At 36.7% G+C, this 24,772-nt stretch carries 15 protein-coding genes, 2 tRNA genes and 3 rRNA genes; 9 read left to right on the top strand and 11 right to left on the bottom strand.

Annotation, left to right across the window (positions count from 1 at the left end):
* The first annotated feature begins 476 nt into the window (after positions 1-476).
* From K4L44_13430 to rrf, 5 genes are all read left to right on the top strand, one after another.
* A 16S ribosomal RNA gene (locus K4L44_13430) occupies positions 477-2,000 on the top strand.
* 142 nt (positions 2,001-2,142) lie between these two features.
* Positions 2,143-2,216, top strand: a tRNA-Ile gene (locus tag K4L44_13435).
* A gap of 24 nt (positions 2,217-2,240) precedes the next feature.
* Positions 2,241-2,314 (top strand) — tRNA-Ala (locus tag K4L44_13440).
* 115 nt (positions 2,315-2,429) lie between these two features.
* Positions 2,430-5,309, top strand: a 23S ribosomal RNA gene (locus K4L44_13445).
* Positions 5,310-5,434: 125 nt separating this feature from the next.
* Positions 5,435-5,545, top strand: a 5S ribosomal RNA gene (gene rrf, locus K4L44_13450).
* Together the 16S, 23S and 5S rRNA genes with 2 tRNA genes alongside form the textbook arrangement of a ribosomal RNA operon.
* A 518-nt stretch (positions 5,546-6,063) precedes the next feature.
* Here rrf and K4L44_13455 read toward each other — a convergent pair.
* The gene (locus K4L44_13455) at positions 6,064-6,249 is read right to left on the bottom strand and encodes a hypothetical protein (GenBank protein ID QZE13569.1); all 186 of its coding nucleotides are present in this window, start codon (positions 6,247-6,249) and stop codon (positions 6,064-6,066) included.
* Between the two features lie 494 nt (positions 6,250-6,743).
* Here K4L44_13455 and K4L44_13460 point away from each other — a divergent pair, with 494 nt between their 5' ends.
* Positions 6,744-7,115 carry a transposase gene (locus K4L44_13460; GenBank protein QZE13570.1) on the top strand — a complete coding sequence of 124 codons (372 nt, stop codon included), beginning with the start codon at positions 6,744-6,746 and terminating at the stop codon, positions 7,113-7,115.
* Between the two features lie 645 nt (positions 7,116-7,760).
* Here K4L44_13460 and K4L44_13465 read toward each other — a convergent pair.
* The 3 genes from K4L44_13465 to K4L44_13475 form a co-directional block, all read right to left on the bottom strand.
* Positions 7,761-8,201, bottom strand: a complete 441-nt coding sequence (locus K4L44_13465) for a transcriptional repressor (GenBank protein ID QZE13571.1) — start codon at positions 8,199-8,201, stop codon at positions 7,761-7,763.
* Positions 8,202-8,285: 84 nt separating this feature from the next.
* Positions 8,286-10,490: a RelA/SpoT family protein gene (locus tag K4L44_13470; protein QZE13572.1), complete on the bottom strand. Its 2,205-nt coding sequence runs from the start codon at positions 10,488-10,490 to the stop codon at positions 8,286-8,288.
* Between the two features lie 50 nt (positions 10,491-10,540).
* Entirely contained in the window at positions 10,541-11,692 is a 1,152-nt protein-coding gene (locus K4L44_13475; protein ID QZE13573.1) for a glycosyltransferase family 4 protein, read from the bottom strand.
* 323 nt (positions 11,693-12,015) lie between these two features.
* On the opposite strand from K4L44_13475, the gene K4L44_13480 reads away from it, so the two are divergent.
* A complete protein-coding gene (locus tag K4L44_13480; GenBank protein QZE13574.1) occupies positions 12,016-14,466 on the top strand; it encodes an outer membrane beta-barrel protein in 2,451 nt (816 codons plus the stop codon).
* A 134-nt stretch (positions 14,467-14,600) separates the two neighbouring features.
* Here the strand turns inward: K4L44_13480 and K4L44_13485 are convergent, their stop codons facing one another.
* The 7 genes from K4L44_13485 to surE all read right to left on the bottom strand — a co-directional run bounded on the left by K4L44_13485 (position 14,601) and on the right by surE (position 22,153).
* Positions 14,601-15,212, bottom strand: coding sequence for a fumarylacetoacetate hydrolase family protein (locus K4L44_13485; protein ID QZE13575.1), 612 nt, complete (start codon positions 15,210-15,212; stop codon positions 14,601-14,603).
* Between the two features lie 4 nt (positions 15,213-15,216).
* Positions 15,217-16,023: a 3'-5' exonuclease gene (locus K4L44_13490; protein QZE13576.1), complete on the bottom strand. Its 807-nt coding sequence runs from the start codon at positions 16,021-16,023 to the stop codon at positions 15,217-15,219.
* 136 nt (positions 16,024-16,159) lie between these two features.
* Positions 16,160-17,287, bottom strand: coding sequence for a DNA polymerase III subunit beta (dnaN, locus tag K4L44_13495; protein QZE13577.1), 1,128 nt, complete (start codon positions 17,285-17,287; stop codon positions 16,160-16,162).
* A 200-nt stretch (positions 17,288-17,487) separates the two neighbouring features.
* Positions 17,488-19,902 carry a gliding motility-associated ABC transporter substrate-binding protein GldG gene (gene gldG / locus K4L44_13500; protein ID QZE13578.1) on the bottom strand — a complete coding sequence of 805 codons (2,415 nt, stop codon included), beginning with the start codon at positions 19,900-19,902 and terminating at the stop codon, positions 17,488-17,490.
* Positions 19,903-19,919: 17 nt separating this feature from the next.
* A complete protein-coding gene (lpxB, locus tag K4L44_13505; protein QZE13579.1) occupies positions 19,920-21,041 on the bottom strand; it encodes a lipid-A-disaccharide synthase in 1,122 nt (373 codons plus the stop codon).
* Positions 21,042-21,058: 17 nt separating this feature from the next.
* Positions 21,059-21,394, bottom strand: coding sequence for a hypothetical protein (locus K4L44_13510; GenBank protein ID QZE13580.1), 336 nt, complete (start codon positions 21,392-21,394; stop codon positions 21,059-21,061).
* Entirely contained in the window at positions 21,395-22,153 is a 759-nt protein-coding gene (surE, locus tag K4L44_13515; GenBank protein ID QZE13581.1) for a 5'/3'-nucleotidase SurE, read from the bottom strand. It lies immediately after the preceding gene.
* A 417-nt stretch (positions 22,154-22,570) separates the two neighbouring features.
* On the opposite strand from surE, the gene K4L44_13520 reads away from it, so the two are divergent.
* Together K4L44_13520 and K4L44_13525 are read left to right on the top strand one after the other, a co-directional pair.
* The gene (locus K4L44_13520) at positions 22,571-24,151 is read left to right on the top strand and encodes a DUF4836 family protein (GenBank protein QZE13582.1); all 1,581 of its coding nucleotides are present in this window, start codon (positions 22,571-22,573) and stop codon (positions 24,149-24,151) included.
* 32 nt (positions 24,152-24,183) lie between these two features.
* On the top strand, positions 24,184-24,771 hold the full coding sequence (locus K4L44_13525) for an ATP-binding cassette domain-containing protein (GenBank protein QZE13583.1): 588 nt from the start codon (positions 24,184-24,186) through the stop codon (positions 24,769-24,771).
* Position 24,772: the final 1 nt, after the last annotated feature.

Genomic DNA, 24,772 nt, shown 5'->3' on the forward strand with positions numbered 1-24,772 from the left:
AAGCACTTCGTTCTAAGACAACATTGAGAGATTCTGAATATTATCCCTTCCGCTGTGTGACTCCATTGATTCTAGCGAGATGAGAAAGAGAAGACATAAGAAGCTGATAGAAGAGCAGAAGATTGACAAGGTTTTAGATTTTGAAATAATTGAGAGTGTGATTTTAAGTGAAAAAAATAAATCAATTTTTATTTGGATCTTAAAAATGTAAAGTGTTATCTTTGCACTCACGTTCTAAAAAAGCGAACATTGTTTTTTAGTTTTTCGGAGACGAAAAATAAATGAAAAAACATTTGGAGTTTAAAGATAAAATGATTTATCTTTGCAACCGCAAAAACATCGGCGCAACGGCGACGGTGGATGAATAAGAAATAAGTTCTTTGAAGATATTTTTTTGATAATGACAAGTACAAAAAAGCAACCGTCAATCAATAGATTTTTGAGTTTTTGTTGAGCTAAATTAATTAACTTTTTATACAACGAAGAGTTTGATCCTGGCTCAGGATGAACGCTAGCGGGAGGCCTAACACATGCAAGTCGAGGGGTAACGGAGGTAGCTTGCTACCAGACGACGACCGGCGCACGGGTGAGTAACGCGTATGTAATCTGCCTTGTACAGAGGGATAGCCCAGAGAAATTTGGATTAATACCTCATAGTATTATTGAGTCGCCTGGCTCGATAATTAAAGCTCCGGCGGTACAAGATGAACATGCGTGACATTAGCTAGTTGGTAAGGTAACGGCTTACCAAGGCAACGATGTCTAGGGGTTCTGAGAGGATGATCCCCCACACTGGTACTGAGACACGGACCAGACTCCTACGGGAGGCAGCAGTGAGGAATATTGGTCAATGGACGCAAGTCTGAACCAGCCATCCCGCGTGAAGGATGACTGCCCTATGGGTTGTAAACTTCTTTTATATGCAAATAAACCTACTTTCGTGAAAGTAGCTGAAGGTAGCATATGAATAAACACCGGCTAACTCCGTGCCAGCAGCCGCGGTAATACGGAGGGTGTAAGCGTTATCCGGATTTATTGGGTTTAAAGGGTACGTAGGCGGTAATATAAGTCAGTGGTGAAATCCTGCAGCTCAACTGTAGAACTGCCATTGAAACTGTATTACTTGAGTATACTTGAGGTAGGCGGAATGAGTAGTGTAGCGGTGAAATGCTTAGATATTACTCAGAACACCGATTGCGAAGGCAGCTTACTAAGGTATAACTGACGCTGATGTACGAAAGCGTGGGGAGCGAACAGGATTAGATACCCTGGTAGTCCACGCCGTAAACGATGATTACTCGCTGTTGGCGATACACAGTCAGTGGCTAAGCGAAAGTTTTAAGTAATCCACCTGGGGAGTACGATCGCAAGATTGAAACTCAAAGGAATTGACGGGGGCCCGCACAAGCGGAGGAACATGTGGTTTAATTCGATGATACGCGAGGAACCTTACCTGGGCTTAAATGTACGGCGACCGGTCTAGAGATAGACCTTTCTTCGGACGACGTACAAGGTGCTGCATGGTTGTCGTCAGCTCGTGCCGTGAGGTGTCGGGTTAAGTCCCATAACGAGCGCAACCCTTATCTTTAGTTGCTAACAGGTTAAGCTGAGGACTCTAGAGAGACTGCCACCGTAAGGTGAGAGGAAGGTGGGGATGACGTCAAATCAGCACGGCCCTTATGTCCAGGGCTACACACGTGTTACAATGGTCAGTACAAAGGGCAGCTACCTGGCGACAGGATGCTAATCTCTAAAACTGGTCTCAGTTCGGATCGGAGTCTGCAACTCGACTCCGTGAAGCTGGATTCGCTAGTAATCGCGCATCAGCCATGGCGCGGTGAATACGTTCCCGGGCCTTGTACACACCGCCCGTCAAACCATGGAAGCTGGGGGTGCCTGAAGTCTGTTACCGAGAGGAGCGGCCTAGGGTAAAACTAGTGACTGGGGTTAAGTCGTAACAAGGTAGCCGTACCGGAAGGTGTGGCTGGAACACCTCCTTTCTGGAGCCGACAAGAACGGTTTAAGAAAATCGACAGATTAGGTTGTTTTTTCTTGTCATATCAAAAAAACCTTATATACCCACATGACCAACGTGGTGATAGCGTAAGCTGAAAAACTAAGGTGGTTATGTTTTTATAGCATAGTCCCGTAGCTCAGCTGGTTAGAGCGCTACACTGATAATGTAGAGGTCCCCAGTTCAAGTCTGGGCGGGACTACATTTAAGATAACGCAGGTTATTGGGGGGATTAGCTCAGTTGGCTAGAGCGCCTGCCTTGCACGCAGGAGGTCATCGGTTCGACTCCGATATTCTCCACACATTTATACTGATTAACTAATTAGTGTATATAAGTTCTTTGACATTCTGGAAGAAGTAATCTGTAAAAAGAATACAACAGTAATATTTTAGATTAACGAAAAGGTTAATGTAATAGAAAGTAAGTAAGGGTGTATGGTGGATGCCTTGGCTCTTAGAGGCGATGAAAGACGTGATAAGCTGCGATAAGCTTTGGGGAGGTGCAAACAACCTATGATCCGAAGATTTCTGAATGGGGCAACCCAGCCAATTTATTGGTTATCTGATTATATCAGAGGCAAACCCGGAGAACTGAAACATCTAAGTACCCGGAGGAAGAGAAAACAAAAGTGATTCCGTTAGTAGTGGCGATCGAACGCGGATTAGCCCAAACCAATTACGTTTCGGCGTAATTGGGGTTGTAGGACTGCAATATGAGATTATGCGTGAAGTGGAAGTAACTGGAAAGTTACACCAAAGATGGTGAAAGTCCTGTACACGTAAGCAAATATGATCTAGCAGTATCCTGAGTAGGGCGGGGCACGTGAAACCCTGTCTGAATCTGCCAGGACCATCTGGTAAGGCTAAATACTCCTAAGAGACCGATAGTGAACCAGTACCGTGAGGGAAAGGTGAAAAGTACCCCGAACAGGGGAGTGAAAAAGTACCTGAAACCATACACTTACAAGCGGTCGGAGCATATTTATATGTGACGGCGTGCCTTTTGCATAATGAGCCTACGAGTTACTCCTCACTGGCAAGGTTAATAGTTTAAGGCTAGGAGCCGAAGCGAAAGCGAGTCTGAATAGGGCGCTAAAGTCAGTGGGGGTAGACGCGAAACCGTGTGATCTACCCATGGGCAGGTTGAAGTCTTGGTAACACAAGATGGAGGACCGAACCAGGGAGCGTTGAAAAGCTCTTGGATGACCTGTGGGTAGGGGTGAAAGGCCAATCAAACTCGGAAATAGCTCGTACTCCCCGAAATGCATTTAGGTGCAGCCTTGGATATAGTATTGCAGAGGTAGAGCTACTGATTGGATGCGAGGGCTTCACCGCCTATCAACTCCAGACAAACTCCGAATGCTGTAATATGATTACCAGGAGTGAGGGCATGGGTGCTAAGGTCCATGTCCGAAAGGGAAAGAACCCGGACCATCAGCTAAGGTCCCCAAGTATATGTTAAGTTGAACAAACGAGGTCTGATTGCATAGACAGCTAGGATGTTGGCTTGGAAGCAGCCATTCATTTAAAGAGTGCGTAACAGCTCACTAGTCGAGCGATCGGGCATGGATAATAATCGGGCATTAAACATATCACCGAAGCTATGGATTTAATGGACTACCATTAAGTGGTAGGGGAGCATTCTAACCAGCGTTGAATGCATACTGTGAGGTGTGCTGGAGCGGTTAGAAAAGCAAATGTAGGCATAAGTAACGATAAGGGGGGCGAGAAACCCCCCCGCCGATAGACTAAGGTTTCCTGATCAACGCTAATCGGATCAGGGTTAGTCGGGACCTAAGGGAAAGCCGAACGGCGAACTCGATGGACAACAGGTTAATATTCCTGTACTTTGTATAATTGTGATGGGGCGACGGAGTGATGAAAGCACCGCGTACTGACGGAATAGTACGTTGAAGGGCTTAGGTTATGATATGTGTAGGCAAATCCGCACATTGAGCTGAAACCTGATAGTACCAAGCGTCTTCGGACAATTGGATAGTGTGCCTAAGGGCTTCCAAGAAAAACCTCTAAACGTAGATTATACAGACCCGTACCGCAAACCGACACAGGTAGTCAAGGAGAGAATCCTGAGGCGCTCGAGTGATTCATGGCTAAGGAACTAGGCAAAATCGATCCGTAACTTCGGGAGAAGGATCGCTCCTCGTAAGGGGAGCCGCAGTGAAAAGGCCCAGGCGACTGTTTATCAAAAACACAGGGCTTTGCTAAATCGAAAGATGATGTATAAGGCCTGACACCTGCCCGGTGCCGGAAGGTTAAGTGGGGGCGTTATCTTCGGAGAAGCGCTGAAATGAAGCCCCGGTAAACGGCGGCCGTAACTATAACGGTCCTAAGGTAGCGAAATTCCTTGTCGGGTAAGTTCCGACCTGCACGAATGGTGCAACGATCTGGGCACTGTCTCAGCCATGAGCTCGGTGAAATTGAAGTATCGGTGAAGATGCCGATTACCCGCAACGGGACGGAAAGACCCCGTGAACCTTTACTGCAACTTCACATTGATTCTGGGCATGTAATGTGTAGGATAGGTCGGAGACAATGAAGCGGCGTCGCTAGGCGTTGTGGAGTCGTCCTTGAAATACGACCCTTTGCCTGTTTGGAACCTAACTCAGCGATGAGGACATTGTGTGGTGGGTAGTTTGACTGGGGTGGTCGCCTCCAAAAGAGTAACGGAGGCTTCTAAAGGTACCCTCAAGACGATTGGTAACCGTCTGTAGAGTGTAATGGCACAAGGGTGCTTGACTGTGAGACCAACAAGTCGATCAGGTACGAAAGTAGAGCATAGTGATCCGGTGGTTCCGTATGGAAGGGCCATCGCTCAAAGGATAAAAGGTACTCCGGGGATAACAGGCTGATCGCTCCCAAGAGCTCATATCGACGGAGCGGTTTGGCACCTCGATGTCGGCTCGTCACATCCTGGGGCTGGAGAAGGTCCCAAGGGTTGGGCTGTTCGCCCATTAAAGTGGCACGCGAGCTGGGTTCAGAACGTCGTGAGACAGTTCGGTCCCTATCTGTTGTGGGCGCAGGAAACTTGAGAGAAGCTGCTGCTAGTACGAGAGGACCGCGGTGGACAAACCTCTGGTGTATCAGTTGTGCCGCCAGGTGCATTGCTGAGTAGCTACGTTTGGAAGAGATAAGTGCTGAAAGCATCTAAGCACGAAGCTCCACTCAAGATGAGGTTTCCTTAGAGGGTCGTTGGAGACTACGACGTTGATAGGCTGCAGGTGTAAAGGTTGCGAGACCAAAGCCGAGCAGTACTAATTACCCGAAACTTTCATTAGAATAAAGTATGTTGTATTCTAGGATTCCTTCTTCCAGGAGAAATGTCAAAATCATATTGAACTATGTATATTGATTAATATTATTAAAATTATTAGTCACGTATAAATCACCGTATTAACAATTTAAGGTGGTTATTGCATAGGGGTTCCACCTCTTCCCATTCCGAACAGAGAAGTTAAGCCCTATCGCGCCGATGGTACTGCAGAGATGTGGGAGAGTAGGTCGCCGCCCTTTTAATAAAAGCTGATTCTTCTAAAGAGTCAGCTTTTTTTGTGTCTATACTTTTCTGAAATATAACTATGCTATCGTTTTAGAAATAAAGAGATGTATCTTCTAATCTTGGGAAGAGGGACCTCTTCCCGAATTTAATGCCCTTTGGGAACAGAGAAGTTAAGCCCTATCGCGCCGATGGTACTGCAGAGATGTGGGAGAGTAGGTCGCCGCCCTTTTAATAAAAGCTGATTCTTCTAAAGAGTTAGCTTTTTTTGTGTCTATACTTTTCTGAAATAAAGGGGAACAGGGATCAGGTATCTTTTTAGGTGTACTCATATTATCTACTATCTTGGCGTCATTATGAATACACCAAATGCCCAACTATCGATGCTCATTGAGCTAATCTTACCCAAGGAGATATTTAAATAATTTGATGTAATTAATATCGAAAGTGATTCCTCTAAAGTTGATATATACCTAGATGAAAAGAATGACAATCCAGAGGAATATATTCATGCAAAACTAACCTCTAAAGGGTTTTATCCTGCAGCCATAATTAGAGATTTTTCTCTTTGAAACAAGTCTTTATTTTTATATGTATGGAGAAGAAAATGGATCAATGAAGATACTGGCAACATAGTGAGCAGTGATTGGAATAGTGTAGAAAAAGAAACTCGATTAACCAAAGAGTTTGCTTCTTTTTTTAAAGGTCTACTTGGATTCATACCCGATAAGTTGCAATAGTCTTGAGAGATTCTATAATATCAATGGCAAACAGCTCGGAGAACATACAAAAACTACTTAAGTGACTTTCGTATTTGGGAACAAAAAGAAGATGCAGACAAGTGGCTTTTATTTCCTGAGAATATAGGTAAATACTTAAGCCTAGATGAAACGAGTCTTTCAAATGGTGAGTTGTTGTAATAAGCAAATAATAATGTGTGTTTTTTCGTAATTAGTGATGTACAAAAAAAAATAGTATTAGGTAAGAGTGAGCATCGTTGCAATTCTTTAGCTTTGTCCCACATAGAGAATTTTTATTTTCTATTCATTGCCTCTGTTTTTGGTTTGGAGACCTAAAAGATCGAGGCTTTTTTATTAATATACAACTGGTGAATAGCTTTTACGAAAATTTGATGAAGTAAAGTTACCACTTACATTCGGATAAAATACCGATGGGATACCATTGATAAAGAAAACAATACGATAAAATTCGCCAATGAAAAAGGAGGAAAGTACAAACCTGAACTACTTTCTAATGAAGACACTCATAAACAATTTATTGCAAGAAGTCGTTGCTTGTTATTCAAGTCTAAAGACAAATGGAGAGAAAAATCAAACTCTAAGAGCTAAGGTACTTTTTTCATTGTATCCAGATATTGAGAAAGCATATAATCTAACTCATGAACTAAGAATGATATTTTCTCAAACACAAGAGAAAAGTATTGCATATACAAAACTTGCTAGGGGTTTTAACGAAGTTGAGATATCTGGATTTACTACATACAGCAAAAACTCTAATACAATATATAGTCACTATTCTGAAATAGTAAATTTCTTTGATAATAGAAGTACTAATGCTTCTGCTTAATCATTTAATGCAAAAATAAAAGCTTTTAGAGCCACACAAAGAGGAGTAACAGATATACTGTTTTTCTTATATCGTTTGACTAAAATATATGCTTAGTCCACCTAATATCTGGATTGATCCGATATATATTATTTAGATCTATGGGTAAATGTAAAGAGATTTCAATTTTATTTTAAAAGTTATATCCTGACCATGAGAAAGAATATCTCTTAATTCACGTTATGATTGATTTTTGTTCAAAAAGAGAAGAGTGAAGTTGTTTATGCAACACAAGCAATATGGTATAATGAAGTTGAGATCTCTTGCTTTTCTTTATTTTGTAGAATATTTAACACAATACAAAAGCATTATAATGGGATTTAAACCTTCTTTGGTAGTAGAAGTACAAATATTTCTGTAGAATCATTTAATGCCTAATTATGAGCTTTTAGAGTAATACTGAGAGGTGGTCAAATATTTCTTTTTTCCCTGTATCGCTTAACTAAAATCTATGCATAGCTCACTAATATTTGGACTGATGCAAAGATGGTTGTCTTTATGTTGGATAATGATGCGTTGTAACAAAAAATAAGCAATACATTACGATTGTATTATTTAAACAATGCTGAAATCCTTCATAAAGTCAACCTCATTGTATATAGTCTATTATCGTTTTTCTCCATAAATATAGAGCGAGTGATGGGATAGTTTGAAATTATTTTTTTCACAAACCTCTTCAATAATTTTACGAATACGAGCATCACAAAACTCAACGACTTCACCACTTTCTGTATCGATTATATGATCATGTAAGTCTTCATCAAAAGTACGTTCAAATTGTGCTATATTTTTACCAAACTGGTGTTTAACGACCAATTTACAATCCAATAGAAGTTCAATTATATTGTATAACGTTGCACGACTAACACGATAGTTTTTATTTTTCATTGAGATGTATAGAGATTCAATATCAAAATGACCTTGACGTGAATAAATCTCTTCCAAAATAGCAAACCTCTCGGGAGTCTTTCTATGCCCTTTTCTAATAAGATACTCTGTAAATATGTTTTTTACAGTTTCTTTTGTTTTAACAGTACCGCTATTCATTGTTGATCTAAGTTTAAATAGTAGAGTAAAATTACAAAATTTATTTTTATTAGATCTAAATATGACTACAATATTTCTTAATAGTTATTTGTTAGTCTGAAGTCGAACAACTGAGTCTACTCCTTTCACTCTCTTCAGAACATCTATTAAGTCCTCAAGGTCTTGAACATTATGAATATAAAGGTATAATAAGCCTTCGAATATTCCATCATGAGCTTCAAAAGTGACCGACCTGATATTGATGTCATTTTGTTTAGATATAATATTGGTGATATCGTTCAATATCCCCACACGGTCTAAGCCTTTTACTCTAATCTGGGCGAGGGATGAGAAGAGTTTAAACTTAGTCCATTGAGCGGTAACAATTTTATCGCCTTGATTGGCCATTATTTTGATAGCATTGGAACATGTTCTTTTATGAATCACAATATGTTCCTCTCCAACATAACCAATAACTTGATCTCCTGGTAGCGGAAGACAACATTCACTAAGTACGTAATCTTTATTGGTTTCGCCAAGTAAAAATGGCTTCTTTTTGTCAATAATGGTTTTTTCATCGTCTTGAGGTCTTTTCTTTGAGAATGTAAGGCGCCAATATTTAACAAATTTATTTTCGGATTTCTTCTCTAGGATTTGGTTAATATTATCAAGATCAATAATTCCCATCCCTAGATTAGCATATAGTTGTTCTTTCGTATTTAAGCTAAAGTGTCGAATGATTTTCTTTATAGTATTGGAAGATAATTGAAAGCGACTAGATTGTATTGCTTCTTCTAATAGTTCTTGTCCCTTTTCGATATGATTTTTATGTTCTTTCTTGAAAGAATTGCGTATTTTCTCTTTGGCTCTAGATGTAACCACGTCTGTGAGCCATTCAGGGGAAGGTTTCTGTTTTGAAGAGGTTAAAATCTCAATTTGATCTCCACTAGATAGCTTTTGACTAAAAGGAACCAATTTATGGTTTATTTTTGCTCCAATACATTGATCTCCAAGATGGGTATGGATATCATATGCAAAGTCAAGTACTGTTGCATTTTTTGGAAGAATTTTCATCTCTCCTTTTGGGGTAAAGACTACAATCTCATCACTAAAAAGATTCAGTTTAAAGTCATCAAGAAAATCTAGAGCATCATTTTCAGAGTTTTGTAAAACTTCACGGATTTTCTCAAACCAGCGGTTCAGTTCAATTTCTTTCTCTTTCTCTTTCGATTCGATCCCTTTATATTTATAATGTGCAGCAAATCCTCTTTCTGCCACTTCATCCATTCTTCTACTTCGAATCTGTACTTCAACCCATTTACCTTCTGGGCCCATTACGGTAACATGAAGTGCCTCGTATCCATTGGCTTTAGGAATAGTGATCCAATCTCTAATACGATCAGGGCGAGGTTTATAAATATCTGTAACCAATGAAAGAATATCAAAACATTGTCTTTTTTCAGACTTATCTTCGTTTGGATTAAAGATTATGCGTATTGCTAGAAGGTCGTATATCTCATCGAACTTGACCCCTTTATTTTGCATCTTATTCCAAATCGAATATATTGATTTAGGACGGCCATTGATTCCAATATCAAAACCTTCTTCTTTTAATTTCTTTTCAATAGGTTTACAAAAATCATTAACCAACTGCTTTCTTTGCTCTTGATTATTGAACAGTTTTAGCTTTATTTCGTTATATTCTTCAGGATGTTTGTATTTTAAGGAAAGATCTTCTAATTCTGTTTTTATTCTATATAGACCTAAGCGATGAGCAAGTGGTGCAAAAATGAAAAGGGTCTCACCGGCAATCTTAAGCTGTTTGTGCTGGGGCATTGCATCTAAGGTACGCATGTTATGTAGCCTATCTGCTAATTTAATAAGAATGACACGAACGTCATCAGAAAGAGTGAGAAGCATCTTTCTAAAGTTTGCCGCTTGTTTTGAATCGAAATTTCCAGAAAGCTTTGTTAGCCCATCTACAATATATGCTATTTTGGGTCCGAATAAGTTTTCTATGTCTTCGAGTGTGTAATCTGTATCTTCAACAACATCGTGTAGAATCGCAGATATTGCAGCTTTTGTTCCAAGTCCTATTTCACTTGTTACAATTTTGGCGACCGCAAGAGGGTGTACAATATATGGCTCACCTGATTTGCGACGAATTCCCATGTGGGCATCGTTTGCAAAGAGAAAGGCCTTTTCGAGCAATTGACGATTCTCATCAGTCAATGGTCTATTAAATGATTGAAGAAGGTCTTCATAAAGGTCTTTTATATATCGCTTTTCTGCTTCGGTCTGTAGATTCATCTTTAGATTTCTAAAAATGTGAATAAATAATCTTCTTTTGTACTAATTCTTTATACTTCTCGAGAGGTAATTTCTTGACATACATCATAACATGCCTGAGTCAACTTATCCCAACTGTATCGTTTCTTTTCTACCTTTATATTATCTACAAAGGATGTAAAGCGATTGTTTAAATAAAAGTCACTTAATGCGTTTGCAATATCTTTTGGATCTGTAGGAACAACATAACCAACTTTTTTGTCAGGAACAATTTCAGATAACCCCCCCACATCTGTTACTAACATTGGTATTTCAAAATGATATGCAATTTGTGTTACACCACTTTGAGTGGCTGACCTGTATGGCTGTGCCACAATATCTGCTGCGTTAAAATAATATTTCACCTGATCTTCTCCAATAAAATGGGTATGTAACTCTACTTTTTTTTGCAAATTGTGTGATTTTATTAGTGAAAGGTATTTGTCTGGTTTAGAATAGTACTCTCCTGCAATTAATAGTCTAATATTGGGATCAAGATCTGTGATATAACTGAAAGCCTCTATTAGTAAGTCTAGTCCCTTATAATCGCGTATAAAACCAAAAAAAAGGATATATCTATATTGGGGGTTTAACCCTAATTTTTTAATAGACTCCTCTCTTCGCACTTTTTCTCCATAATTATCAAATAAAGGGTGTACAGATAACTTTCTAGGTTTTGTTTGGTCAAATTGTTCCAACTGTTTGAGAACACTAGATGACATGGTAAGAAAACCATCGATATGTTTTACAGTGTATTTTGTCAGAATATTGTCAAAAAAACGTTTCTCATGTGGTATTATATTATCTGCAAGCAATAGTACTTTGGCATTGCTTTTTGTCTTTATAATACGTGCTATCGTACCAAATGCAGGTGATAGAAACGGAATCCAATAACGTATAATTACAATATCAGGATTAAAAGTTGCTACACTTTTACCTGTTTTTATCCAAGAAATAGGATTGATCGAATTGATACTTCTCTCAATATCTAATGAAGGGGTTTCGCATGTCGCATATTGACTGCTACCAGGGAATAGAATAGAAGGATACTGAAGAGTAAATGTAACCAATTTAACTTGGTGCCCCTCAGCTTCAAACTCTTTTGCAAAGCGTTCATTGGTTGTAGCAATACCGCCTCTATATGGCCACGCTGGACCAATGATTACTATTCTCTTTGGTTTCATAGAAATGCTTTTCTCAAAAATACGATTTCCTTACTAGAAAAAAAACTTTCGATGAATTAGGATTTTTTTTTGATACTTGGTCCATTTATACAAATAGATAGTTCAAATAGATCTTCTTACTCCCTGAGTATTATTTTGGGGATACTAACGATGAATTTAAGTCCATTCGTTCAATCACGATAATTGAAGGACATTGTTTCAGATATAATATCGTGTCTGCTTGAAATAATATAAAAATACAATATTATATTTATATATATTAACAAATATTACAATGTTGTATTAACTTTATAGTGCGTGTATTATGTTAATATCTAGTACTTATGAAGTTTATAAACCAAATAATTTCAATCGTAGTATTACTACTTCTAACTTTTCCTGTATCCTCTAAACCATCTAAGATCGTTATCAGAGGTGTTGTTTTCTGCGAAAAAGAACCTATCCCTTTTGCATCTGTTGCATTATATTCTGTGAATAAAGCTGAACTGCTTGGTGGTGCTATTTCTGATGAGACTGGAAAGTATAATATTCAAACATCTTATCATAAAGGGTATGTACTTGTTATCAGTTCCATTGGTTATCAAAAAAGAGAGATTGTAATAGAAAAAATTACTCCTATTATTAATCAAGCAATTCAATTGAAACGTACTGTTACAGATCTTGGTGAAGTACAGGTGAAGGCAAGTGCGATACAAAATAAAATTGATCGCGATGTGATTACTGTTACCAAGCAGATGAGGCAAGGAGCTCCTACGACAAGTTATCTTTTGCGTAAGAGTCCAGGGATTGACGTTGACTACGTAAATGAATCGATAACAGTTGATGGAAATAGTAATGTGCTTTTGATGGTAGATGGGAGTCGGATAGATGCCCGTTATATAAAGAACTTACCATCAAAAAGAATTGAAAAAATGGAGATCTTTAGAGAGGCAAATGGACGTTATGCAATGGAAGGGTACAATGCGGTGATTAATATAATTCTTAAAAAGAATTATAGGGGTTTTTCCTCTAATATTGAAGATACTGAAGTGTTCTCTACCAACGACAATAATGGATCGCATTTTAAATACTTCTCTACACAAAATATACAAGCGGACTATACACAGGATAAGCTTTTAGTCTATGCTACTGGTGTTCGTTATGATCAATCATCTTATGATACGATGGGGGATCAATTTGTCTTTGGTCGGAAAAAGATTATCAGTATGAACTCTGATTCAAAGAACTATAACCAAAATAACAATGTGGGATTTCTTACTGGTAAAGTAGGATTTGACTATAAATTGTCTTCTAAACAAACATTGGGTGTACAATACAGTTACAACTCCAAACCAGATGATGATAATATCAAAACCTCTGATTATACTAGATCTGTCTATGATGATTTAGAAGATAAAACACCCTCTAGTTCTTATAAAATGTTTGATGAGATTAAGAATAAAGAGAATAGTCATTCATTCCAAACAATTTTGAAGACAGAGTTATCAGATCGTTCTAAATTGAATATTGAAGGCTATTATAACTTATCAAATTCGATTAACACCACCACTTTCATTAATTCGAATCAGAATACAGGGACCAATCAAAAGATCGACAAAAGATCTGATTATTTAAAAACTGTTATAGAGTATGACCATAAAATTGGTAAGAAAGGAAATCTTGCTCTTGGTTATAATTATATTTGGAAGCTTCTGAATGATTCTGTGAACTCCTCTTTTTTATCCAATACAGGACTCCCTGTGAATGTATCCGATTATAGTTCGACTGTTACGGTTTATGATAGAAAAGAGATGTATCATCGCGTTTATGGAAACTTAAATTTTCCTTTGAGTAAAAAATTAGTTGCAGGATTCGGTTATGGGGTAGAATGGAATAAATTAGGAGACGTGAACTCTTATCAAGTTCAGCATCTTCCATATGCTCGAGTAATGTATAAACCAAACACAAAATTATCTTTTGTATTAAACTACAAGGTTAATACTCATAATCCATACCGTTCACAAACCTTAGACTATAAACGTCCTGTTGATGAGTATGAAGCTTATCTAGGAAATGCAGACCTCGAAGGTTATAGTACACACCGTGTAGATCTAGCAATTAGTATGTTTGGTAATAAACTACGAATCACCCCATACTATAGTAATAGCAAAGGAACAATTACCCAATGGGGACTAGGGTTAGAAGAAGTAGATGGTCAGAAAAGATATGTCTACAGCTATATAAATGCGGATAAGTATGATCGTATGGGGGTGGTATTTTCATCTAATATTAGGTTTACGAAGAAGTTAAACTTTAGCATTATGGGTAGTTATAATCACTACAAGATAGGATATCAAGATATCACTAAGGAAGAAGATGCTCTTGTTTATCGAGCACAACTAGTCTATTCTTTAAGAAAATATGGACTGGTGTTTGGTGCTATCTATAAGAATAACTTACAAAAAGAACCTCTTTTGATGGGGTATAGCATGAAAGGGAATGATCACTTAGCATGTCTTGTAATGAAGAACTGGAGAAAGAGTGGACTATTCTTAATGGCTTATTATGGAATACCAGCAGAAGGGGATTTGTTTGATTACTCAATTGACAATAAGTGGATTGATGATAGACCTGATATTCATTATCAAAGGAAACACTCCATGAGTACAGCAGTTCTAAAAGGGATTGGAATGGTAAAGATAGGTTGGCGATTTAATAAAGGAAAGACCCACAAAAAGATGAAGCGTCAGGACCTAGAAGAGAAAAAAGAGATAACAAATAGTACTGTCTTTTAAATTTCTCTAAAGGCTCCCTTTTGATAATGAAAACGAATGAGCCTTGTTGTAATTGAAACAACAAGGCTCATTCTTATTATTGCGAACGATGTAGAAATCCTAATAAAGTATTTTTTACTTATTTACAATACGTTCTATTTCACCATAAAATCGAACATCATCTGCTCTCCAATAAATCCTTGTAGACGATCTCCAATTTTTACTTTTCCTACTCCTTCAGGGGTTCCCGAAAAGATAATATCTCCGATTTTTAATGTCATATACTTAGAAGTATGTGCTACCAATTGATCGATATTAAAAAGCATATTTGAAGTGTTTCCTTCTTGAACAGGCTCTCCATTTTTCACTAGAGAAAATTCAATATTATTTACATCCTCAATCTCTTCTATTGGAATAAAGGTTCCAAGAACTGCTGAAGAGTCGAATGCCTTGGCTTTTTCCCACGGCAACCCTTTGTCCTTTAGATTCCTCTGGAGATCTCTTGCAGTAAAATCGATACCTAATCCCACTTCAGCATAATAGCGTGGAGCAAATTTAGTGGAGATGTTTTTTCCTAACCTATTAATTCGAAACAACACTTCAACCTCATAATGAACTTCATTGGTAAAGTCCGGTATGTAGAATGGTTTATTCTTCTGTAGAATTGAAGAGTCTGGCTTGAGAAAGAAGACAGGCTCTTGAGGAATTTGATTATTTAGTTCCTCCGCATGTTTTGCATAGTTTCTTCCAATACAAATAATTTTCATGGTATTATTTTTTCAGTTTATCATCTAAACGTATTTGGGTTAATACCTTTTTTGTATACAGAGGGAAGTCTCCACCAAGCATCCATCCATAATATCCAGGTTGTTCTTCTAGAACTTCTAGCACTGGACGACCTTTGTTCTTTCCAAAGTTAAAGACAGGAATCTTTTTGTTATTATAAACGATACGTCCTGCAAAATCAACATTATGGTCGTAACAAGAAAACTCAGAAAGTGCTTTGATATCATTTTGAATTGGAATAATCGCTTTGCCATTATCTTCGACCTCTGTATTTTCATAGCGATCTAATTGTGCTTTCAATACTTCATATGTCGCACGAGTATCATACATTGCAGAGTGTGCATTCTCCATCTCCTGATTACAATACATTTTAAATGCTGCAGCCAATGTTCTTTTCTCCATTTTATGGAAAATAGTCTGTACGTCTACGAACTTTCGTTTTTTAAGGTCAATATCTACACCAGAACGGAGAAATTCTTCTGAAAGAAGAGGAATGTCAAAACGATTCGAGTTAAAACCAGCAAGGTCACATCCTTCAATAAAACGAGCGACCTCTTTTGCTTTTTCCTTAAATGTCGAACAATTTGCCACATCTTCGTCTGTGATATGGTGTACTTTCATTGCCTCTTTTGAAATTTTCTTCTCAGGATTGATTCGCATCTCAAGTTCTTCTTCACTTCCATCAATATTGATTTTTAAGAAAGCAAACTCTATAATACGATCATTTACGATATCTAGACCTGTGGTCTCAAGGTCAAGAAAAACAATAGGGTTCTTTAAATTTAAGTTCATAGACTACTGTATAAAAAAGAGTTGAATCCAGATACTGTAAGTTGAATGGATACAAAAAATCGAACTAATAGCGACGGTTCATAACCCCTACTAGTTCGAATGAATATTATTTATTTTACGAATGAGATATGGAGAACTAAACTCCTACCATCATTGGCATTAAAAGTGTCAATATATTTTCATGATCAAATTCATCTTCACTTGGAAGAATAAGACCAGCTCTAGATGGATCACATAGTTCTAAGCGAATTTCTGAAGCATCTAAATTATTCAAAATCTCCAAAAGGAAAGTAGATTTAAATCCTATCTCTATTTCTGCTCCTTCGTTATTACAAGCTACTCGCTCAACTCCTGAAATAGCATAATCTACATCTTGTGCTGAGATGATCATCTCGTTTTTACGGATGTCTAACTTAACCAAATTACTTGCTTGATTGGCGAAAACAGAAACACGCTTAAGAGTATTATAAAAATCTAGACGATCCACCGTTACTAAGTTTGGATTATTTTTTGGTATAACAGAGTTGTATGGAGGATATTTCCCTTCAACCAAACGACATACCATATAATAATCACTCATCTCAAATACCGCATTGTAATCATCGAATTTCATGGTCACATCAAACTCTTCTTTTGGAAGAATCCCTTTAAGAAGAGAAGCTGGTTTCTTTGGCAAAACAAAAGATGCATCAAAATCACAAGTGAGATCTTTACGTTGATAGCGAACAAGTTTGTGTGCATCTGTTGCAACAAAGTTTACATTGTTTTGTGAAAACTCAACAAAAACACCATTCATTACAGGGCGTAGCTCATCATCTGCTGTTGCATAGATTGTTTTTTCAATACCATGAAGCAACACATCATGTCCAACCTGTATGGATAATTGTGATTCTTGCAACTTAGGAAGTTCTGGATAGTCCTGACCATCTTGACCTACAATAGAAAATTTACCTGTCTCAGATAGGATTTCAATACCACACTTCTCAAGATCTACTTGAAAAGTAAGAGGTTGCTCAGCAAACTCCTTAAGTGTATCAGTTAAAATTTTAGATGGGATAGCGATATATCCTTCTCCTTCAACACGCTCCGGTACGACTGAACTGATCAAAGTTGTTTCTAAATCCGAAGCAGTAATTGTAATTTTATTTTCGGAAATATGGAATAAAAAATTATCCAAAATAGGTAAAGTGTTTTTATTACTGATCACTTTACTTATTGCATTTAAATGCTTCAACAGTTCCGTACTTGAAACAACAAATTTCATATTATCTCTTTTTAATCATTATCTACTTCCTCTCGAACAACGAAAGACCGAAGTTCGTTTTAGATTGTGTTTTAATAATCAGATATTTAATACTGTACATATATCATAAAATAAAAACAATCTACTCTGTACGAATATACAAACTTCTCTCTAAATAAGTTTTCAAATGGGGCTTTTTTTTGATTCAATCCTCTTAATTTCTAACTTCTATATATATAGCGACGAACGAAAAAGAAGATCGTTCCCATTATGATCATGAAAAGTTGAGGGAATATTACATTTAGAAATTGAATCCAAAGTCTCGATTCTCTTATTTTTATCTTATCGAGGAGTCGTATTTTTAATACTTTTCCCGATAGAGAAGAGATCCCTTTTTTATCTGTGAGATATCTAAAAGCATTCGAGATAAATTCCTTATTTCCAAAAGTTTGTTTGGAGAAACGGTCATATCCTAATGGGGAATATCTCATTTTCCCATTTATCTTTTTGACCATATTGGCTAGAATTTTCCCATCAGCTACAACTAGTATCTTTGTATCTGTACTTTGGCCTTTTATCACAATATTACGAGAGAAACCAAATGCTTCAGCCATCCTATGTTGAAATGCTGATCGAAACTTTCCTTCCATGATAACTCCAATAGGGATATCTCTCTTATTAAACTGAGCTCTGTGTGGAGGATGATTTATCATTTCAAGAGACACCTCTAATGGGGTATTGGTAATTCTTGCATATGGGGAGGTCGTGAGAACTGGTGTTATTTTGACATCTTTATGTTTTGATGTAGGAGTGATCGAACTAACAAATTCACACTTAACTCGATCCAATCCTTTTCCTATTGGATGTGATTGATTAGGCATCAAAAGAGGAGAAAAGTACCAAGGAGCTGGAGTGTACTTGGGTTTCTGTCCAGATAAAGCAGTATTGACAGGAAGTCTCATGCAATCGACATCTTGTACCAAATCGGAATTTAGTCGAATGCCATATTGGAATAGTTGATCTCGAAGTGAAAGGTCATTTCCAATTGCAATAGTTGTCATTCCATGTTGAAGACTATCTAAGCTTACAGAAACAGGGTCAATGAATACAGCCATTTTCCCACCCCCCATAATGTACTGATCTAATATAAACTTCGTCCTCTCGTTAAAATTATCTTGAGGATCTGCCACCACTACTGCATCGATATTCTCTTTATCTGTCCAAAGCCTCTCTGCTGAGATATCTATAAAATGAAACTCCTCTTTCAATTCATTTCGTAATACGAATGTTTCACTAGGGTTTAGTGTTTTCCCATCTGTTATAAAAGCGATAACACTTTTCTTATGTTGCTTTAGTTTTTGGACTGCTCTTACCATTTCATACTCAAGTAACTCTGTAGAGTTATTTAAGTTTTCTTCTGGACTGAGCATACTGTTTCTCTTTAGTAAGTTCACCACGACTTCTTTACCATTACCTTTTATAATCATGGCAGGGAATAGTAACTGTGTAGATGTTCCTTCCTCCTTTTTTATTCTTATATCTGTCGGAATCAGACCTTTATTTGCAAGATATGAGAAGTATTTTTGGCGTTTGTTTATGGGAACTTCTTGATATGGATCAATTAAGTTATAGTGAAGCGGTGAGTCCGTAATTGCTGCTAAACTTTTGATCTTTTGTGTAATATTTTTCTGAAAAACACTAAACTTGGCAGGCATTTGACCTGCAAGATAGATGTCAAACTGTATTGGAAAATCAACCTCTTCTAATAAACTTTTAGTGGTAGCTGAAAGAGAGAATCTATTGTCCTCCGTTAGATCTACCTGTAAAGTTGTAAAGGTTGACATCCAAGATGTTAAAACTGAGATTATTGCAGTTGATAGTATTGTTTTTCTTCTCTGTTTATTGGTGAAAATATTCCATGTGATAATAATGGTTGCAATGCCAAGAAATAGAAAGATGACAATGAAGAAGAAAAGGATATCTTTCATCATGATAACACCTCTCGCGATAGATTGGTAATGCTTATCTATTCCTAAAGAGGAGATGGATACCCAAATATCACTCATCGGATATATTTGAGAGCCAACTCCAAAAGCATTGTATAGAAGTAGGTTTATTACAGCTGCCATCAGAAAAGAGATGATTTGACTTTCTGTTGTTACAGAACAGAAAATTCCAACAGCAATGTATATTGCTGCTAAGAAAAACAGTCCTATGTAAGAGCCAAATACTGCACCACTATCTATGCATCCTATAGGAGTGCCTAAATAATAGACTGAAAGATAATAAATTACTGTAGGGATCATTGCTATGATCACCAAGATGCAAGCTGCTAGAAACTTGCCTAAAATAATCTTTGTTCTAGAGATAGGCCTTGTTAAAAGGAGCTCAAGTGTTCGTTGTCTCTTCTCTTCCGCAAACATTTTCATGGTGATTGCAGGTGCAAGAAATAACATTACCCATGGTCCTAAATCAAATAGGCCATCAAGATTTGCATATCCTGTACTTAATAAGTTATAGTCAGAGGGAAAAACCCAAAGTAAAATGGATGTTGCGAAAAGAAAAATGGATATTACCAGATAACCTGATAAGGAGCTAAAAAATGATTGTATCTCGCGCTTTATTATAGTCCACATATTTGGATTTTTGGATTTTATGACAAACTTTTAATGATCTCTTCTGATGCCCTATCTCCTGCATCTTTCCCATCTAATTTATTTAACATCTCACTATAGCTATCGAATATTTGTTGTCGATATGATGTGTCAAGGATCAAAAGATCGAGTTCTTTCTTGACATTCTGTACGTTACATTGTTCTTGGAATATCTCTTTTACTGCTTCTCTGTCAAGAATTAAATTTACTAGTGAAAAATAGGGGATCTTCAAAAATAACCTTCTGAGAATGGTTGCAATTCTTCCCAATTCCACTTTATAACAAACGATCTGCGGTGTTCCAATTACTCCCGCTTCTAGTGCTGCTGTTCCAGAGGCTACAACAGCTGAATGAGAGTGTTTTAGAAGGTTATGTGTCTTGCCAAAAACGATCTTAATATCTGCACCTTGTTTATATTGATTATAAAGCGATTCATTAATTGCAGGAGCTCCTCCAATAACAAATTGAAAATTGGGATAGAATGTTGAGACTTTTGCCATTATAGGTAAAAGTCTTTTAATCTCTTGTACCCTACTCCCTGCTAATAAAGCCACGATTGGTCTATTATCCAACTTATTCTCTTCATAGAACTGCTCCTTTGTATCCCACTGTTTTTGATACAAAAGCTCGTCTACTGTTGGATTTCCTACAAAAGTTACTGGGTAATTATGTTTCTTATAGAAAGAGGTTTCAAATGGCAAGATTGTAAACATCTTATCCACATACTGTTTGATCCTTTTTATTCGTCCCTCTTTCCATGCCCATATTTTAGGCGATATATAGTAGAATGTTTTGAATCCGTATTTCTTTGCAATCTTTGCAACACGAAGGTTAAAACCTGGATAATCAATTAAAATAACCACGTCAGGGTTAAAATCTAAAATCTCTTTTTCTGCAAGTTTAAAATTTCTTTTGATCTCGCCAAGATTCATTACAACACTCAAAAAGCCCATAAAGGCCATCTTTTTGTAATGCTTAATCATCCCATCAGAGACAGATGCCATTTGATCACCACCAAAATAGCGGAATGTAGCCTCTTTGTCTTTACTTTTTAACCCCTTCATCAAGTTGGCTCCATGTAGATCACCTGAAGCCTCCCCTGCAATGATAAAATATCTCATTATATCTTTTATTTATCCTAAAGGGTCATCCAGAAATACCCTTTTAAAGCAAAAATTACTACAATCCAAACGATACTTATTCTTACCAGTCCTTGTTGAAAAAGATTCTTATTATATTGATTGGCAAGAAAAAATATAATAAGATTTGGAAATGCGGAAATTGATAGTAAATAGACCATTGCACCTTTTTCCATTGCAATATCAATATACTCTTTGAATGGAATCTCTGCGTATTTAGTTAAATAGGTCACGAAAAAAAATATCGTAGGGACAATAACTCCTGTTACAACCCCCGTACTGATTGAGTTAACGAAGGTTTGACGCTGTACTCTCTTCTCTCTAAATTGATTCATCTACAATTTCCAGTTTTTTAGTTCTTTGAGCATCGAATAGTCTGTTGTATCTACAGAAGTGGGAACCACCGAAGCAAAACCCTTGCTAATAAGATGTTCGTCAGTATCTACGGCATGTTTCTCTGCATTATCGAAATATCCAGAAAGCCAAAAGTATTCTCTGTTATGTGGATCCACTCTACGTTCAAACTCCTCGCTCCATTTTCCTCTCGCTTGACGGCAAACTTCGATCCCTTGGATCTCTCCTTTAGGGGCATTTACATTGAGACAAACTCCTTCAGGTAAACCTTGTGAAAGGACATTTGCAACAAGTGTTTTTACGATCGGCTCAAGGGAGCTGAAATCTGCTTCTTTACTATAGTCATCTATTGAGAAACCAATGGATGGAATTCCATGTATCGCTCCCTCCATAGCTCCTCCCATGGTACCTGAATAGATAACGGACACGGAAGTGTTTAGTCCATGGTTAATACCACTAAGTACTAAGTCAGGCTGTCTATCTACTATTTTATTTAGGGCTAGTTTGATACAATCTACAGGGGTTCCTGTACAGCTGTAAACCTTCATTAATTCTTCTTCTTTCTCTAGTCGAAGTCGCAATGGCCTATCTACAGTAATGGCAGAAGATTGTCCACTTCTTGGACCATTAGGCGCAACCACTATTACTTCAGCCATATCTTTAACAAATGAAGCAAGGCATTGAATCCCTTTTGCATCCACTCCGTCATCATTGGTGATAAGTATAAAAGGTTTTTCCATAATGTGAAATTTTAGTGATAAATGATAACATTACTATTTACAAAGATAGCAGATTCCTTCTCAGCAATTCAATAAATTAAAATAATTATTTCTTTTGTTATGATTAATAAAATGTCTCCTCAAACAGATTGATCTGTATACAAATAGACGATTATGACAGGTGTAATAAATTTATTATTATCATAGTGATAATAATATTTTAAATTGGAATTATGTTGAATGCAGTTAAGATGCAATAGGTTAAATTATATGAAATACACATGAGCCATTCTAAATGAATATTGACTTATTATGGTTCATTTTTGATATAGTATCATTTGTGTTTTTAGCTGATTATCAGTATATTTATCGTGTTTTATCATGTCCTTCTTACATTAAAATGATAGAATGTTTATTGAATAAATTATTTAATCTACTATGAAAACAAATCGTTATTTTGGAAAAATAGTACTTGGTATTGCTTTTTCCCTATCATTAATTATTACATCCTGTTCAGGACCACATCCTACAGATACAATTCCTTCGAATAGTAAAATTGTCGCTTCCTTTGATCTTTCCCATATGTTGAAAGTGGCAGAAGTGGATGATGCTAATTCTATTAAAAGTCTCTCTCTTTTAGACGGACAGATGCAGAATAGTTCGAAAGAGTTAAAAAGTTTATGGGAGAATCTATTGAAGAATCCAGATAACTCTGGAATCTCTTTTGACCAAGGGGTATATCTCTTTCGTTTTGATAACGAATCAAAGGGAGAAACCAATGGTTGTTCAATGATAATCAAGGATGTCAACAAATTTAAAGAGACTGTAGAGGTATTATGTAAAGACCTTTCTCTTACTACGGAATCTTCTAATGGATTAAATATGGTTCATATAAGTTCTACAAATCTAGTAGCTTGGAATGATACCCATATGTTGTTAATATCATCTTTGGGTGAGGAGGCTAGTCTATTAGATAAAAAGGTTGCTTCTCTCTTTACATTAGATTCAGATAAGTGTATTACTTCTGTGGATGGTTTTAAGGAGTTGTGTGCTGCCCCAAATGATATCACCATTTGGGGGTCTGGAACGAATCTAACAGCTTTATCGAAGTTTAACCCATCTCTATTATTATTTAAAGACTTGGTGAAAGATTGTTCTATGGCTGTTCATGTAAAATTCGATGATGGACAGATTGTTCTTAACAACGAATTTTATGCCCCTAAAGAGGTGAAGGCGCTATTAGGAAAATATTGGAAAGACGATTTCAATAAAGATCTATATAAAATGTTCCCTGAGAATAATATCATGATATCAGGTATGGTAGTGAATTTTGAACAGATATTAGAAAACTTAAAAGGAGAATCCTATTATACCGATGCGGATGATATGTGGAAACAATTTGCTGGTACCGATATCCAAACTTCTGTACAGAGCTTAGGAAACTCATTTATGTTCTCTATTACGGATATGAACTATACAAAAAGTAGATTTAGAAAGTCTATCTCTCCTGTCATAAATTGTGCATTGGATTACAATACAAAAAAAGAACATAAATGGCTTACTGATAATCTCGATAAGTTTTGTGAAAAAGAGGAGAGTGGTTGTTATCGCTTAACCATGGGACGTAATACTAATATGTATATTGCTGAAACAGATGAAGTACTATTTATCTCTAGTGAAAAAGACAATGTTCTTAGAGCTATTGGTCAAAAGAAATGCGATTCTGATTTTACAGATTCCAAAATTGCTTCTCATTTCACCTCGACAAAAGGTTTTTGGTACCTAGACTTAGATTATAACCACTATCCAGAAACGACGAAGAAATTAGTAGATGATAGTTTTGATAAAATGCAAAAACAATATATCGTTGGCAATATGGCTTTGATTCAGGATATTGAGATCACTTCTAATGATGCACTCTCTTCTCATGTAGAGATACACTTGAAAAATAAAAAAGAGAATAGTCTAAAACAGATCATTCACTTGGTGGATGAAAGCGCGATGAAATTTGTTCAATGATAATAAGAATAGAAAATTTAAAACCTCATTATATGTCAGAACAGGAAATCGCCTGTTCTGACATTTATTTAAAGGACTCTGTCGTATTTGAGTCTCCTAATGTCTATGTAATAAAAGCATGTTCTGGTAGGGGGAAAAGCTCCCTGTTAAATTTTATTTATGGACTTAATTACAAATATGATGGAAAGATATACTTCGATAATAAGATCGGTACTAAGCAAGTCTTTAACCACTATTTTTCTTACCTTTTTCAAGACTTAAAACTCTTTAATGATTTGTCTGTATGGGAAAATATATGCTTAAAAAATGACTTAACGAATTTTAAAGTCAAGGGGGAGATAGAAAGGATGTTACAGAAGCTCGATCTTTTTGAAAAGCGCGACCTTTTAGTTGGTAATTTGTCATTTGGTCAACAACAAAGAGTAGCGATTATTCGAACTTTATGTCAGCCTTTTCAGTTTCTTTTTTTAGATGAACCGTTTAGCCATATTGACCATGAAACCTCTTTAAAGTGTGTTGAACTTATTTCGAGTGAAGTAACCAAACAGAATGCTGGACTGATAATAACCACTCTGGATAGCTGTTCCCTATGGAACTCTAACCATACACTAGACCTTTAGC

Source organism: Prolixibacteraceae bacterium (assembly GCA_019720755.1).
Classification (GTDB): domain Bacteria; phylum Bacteroidota; class Bacteroidia; order Bacteroidales; family Prolixibacteraceae; genus Halosquirtibacter; species Halosquirtibacter laminarini.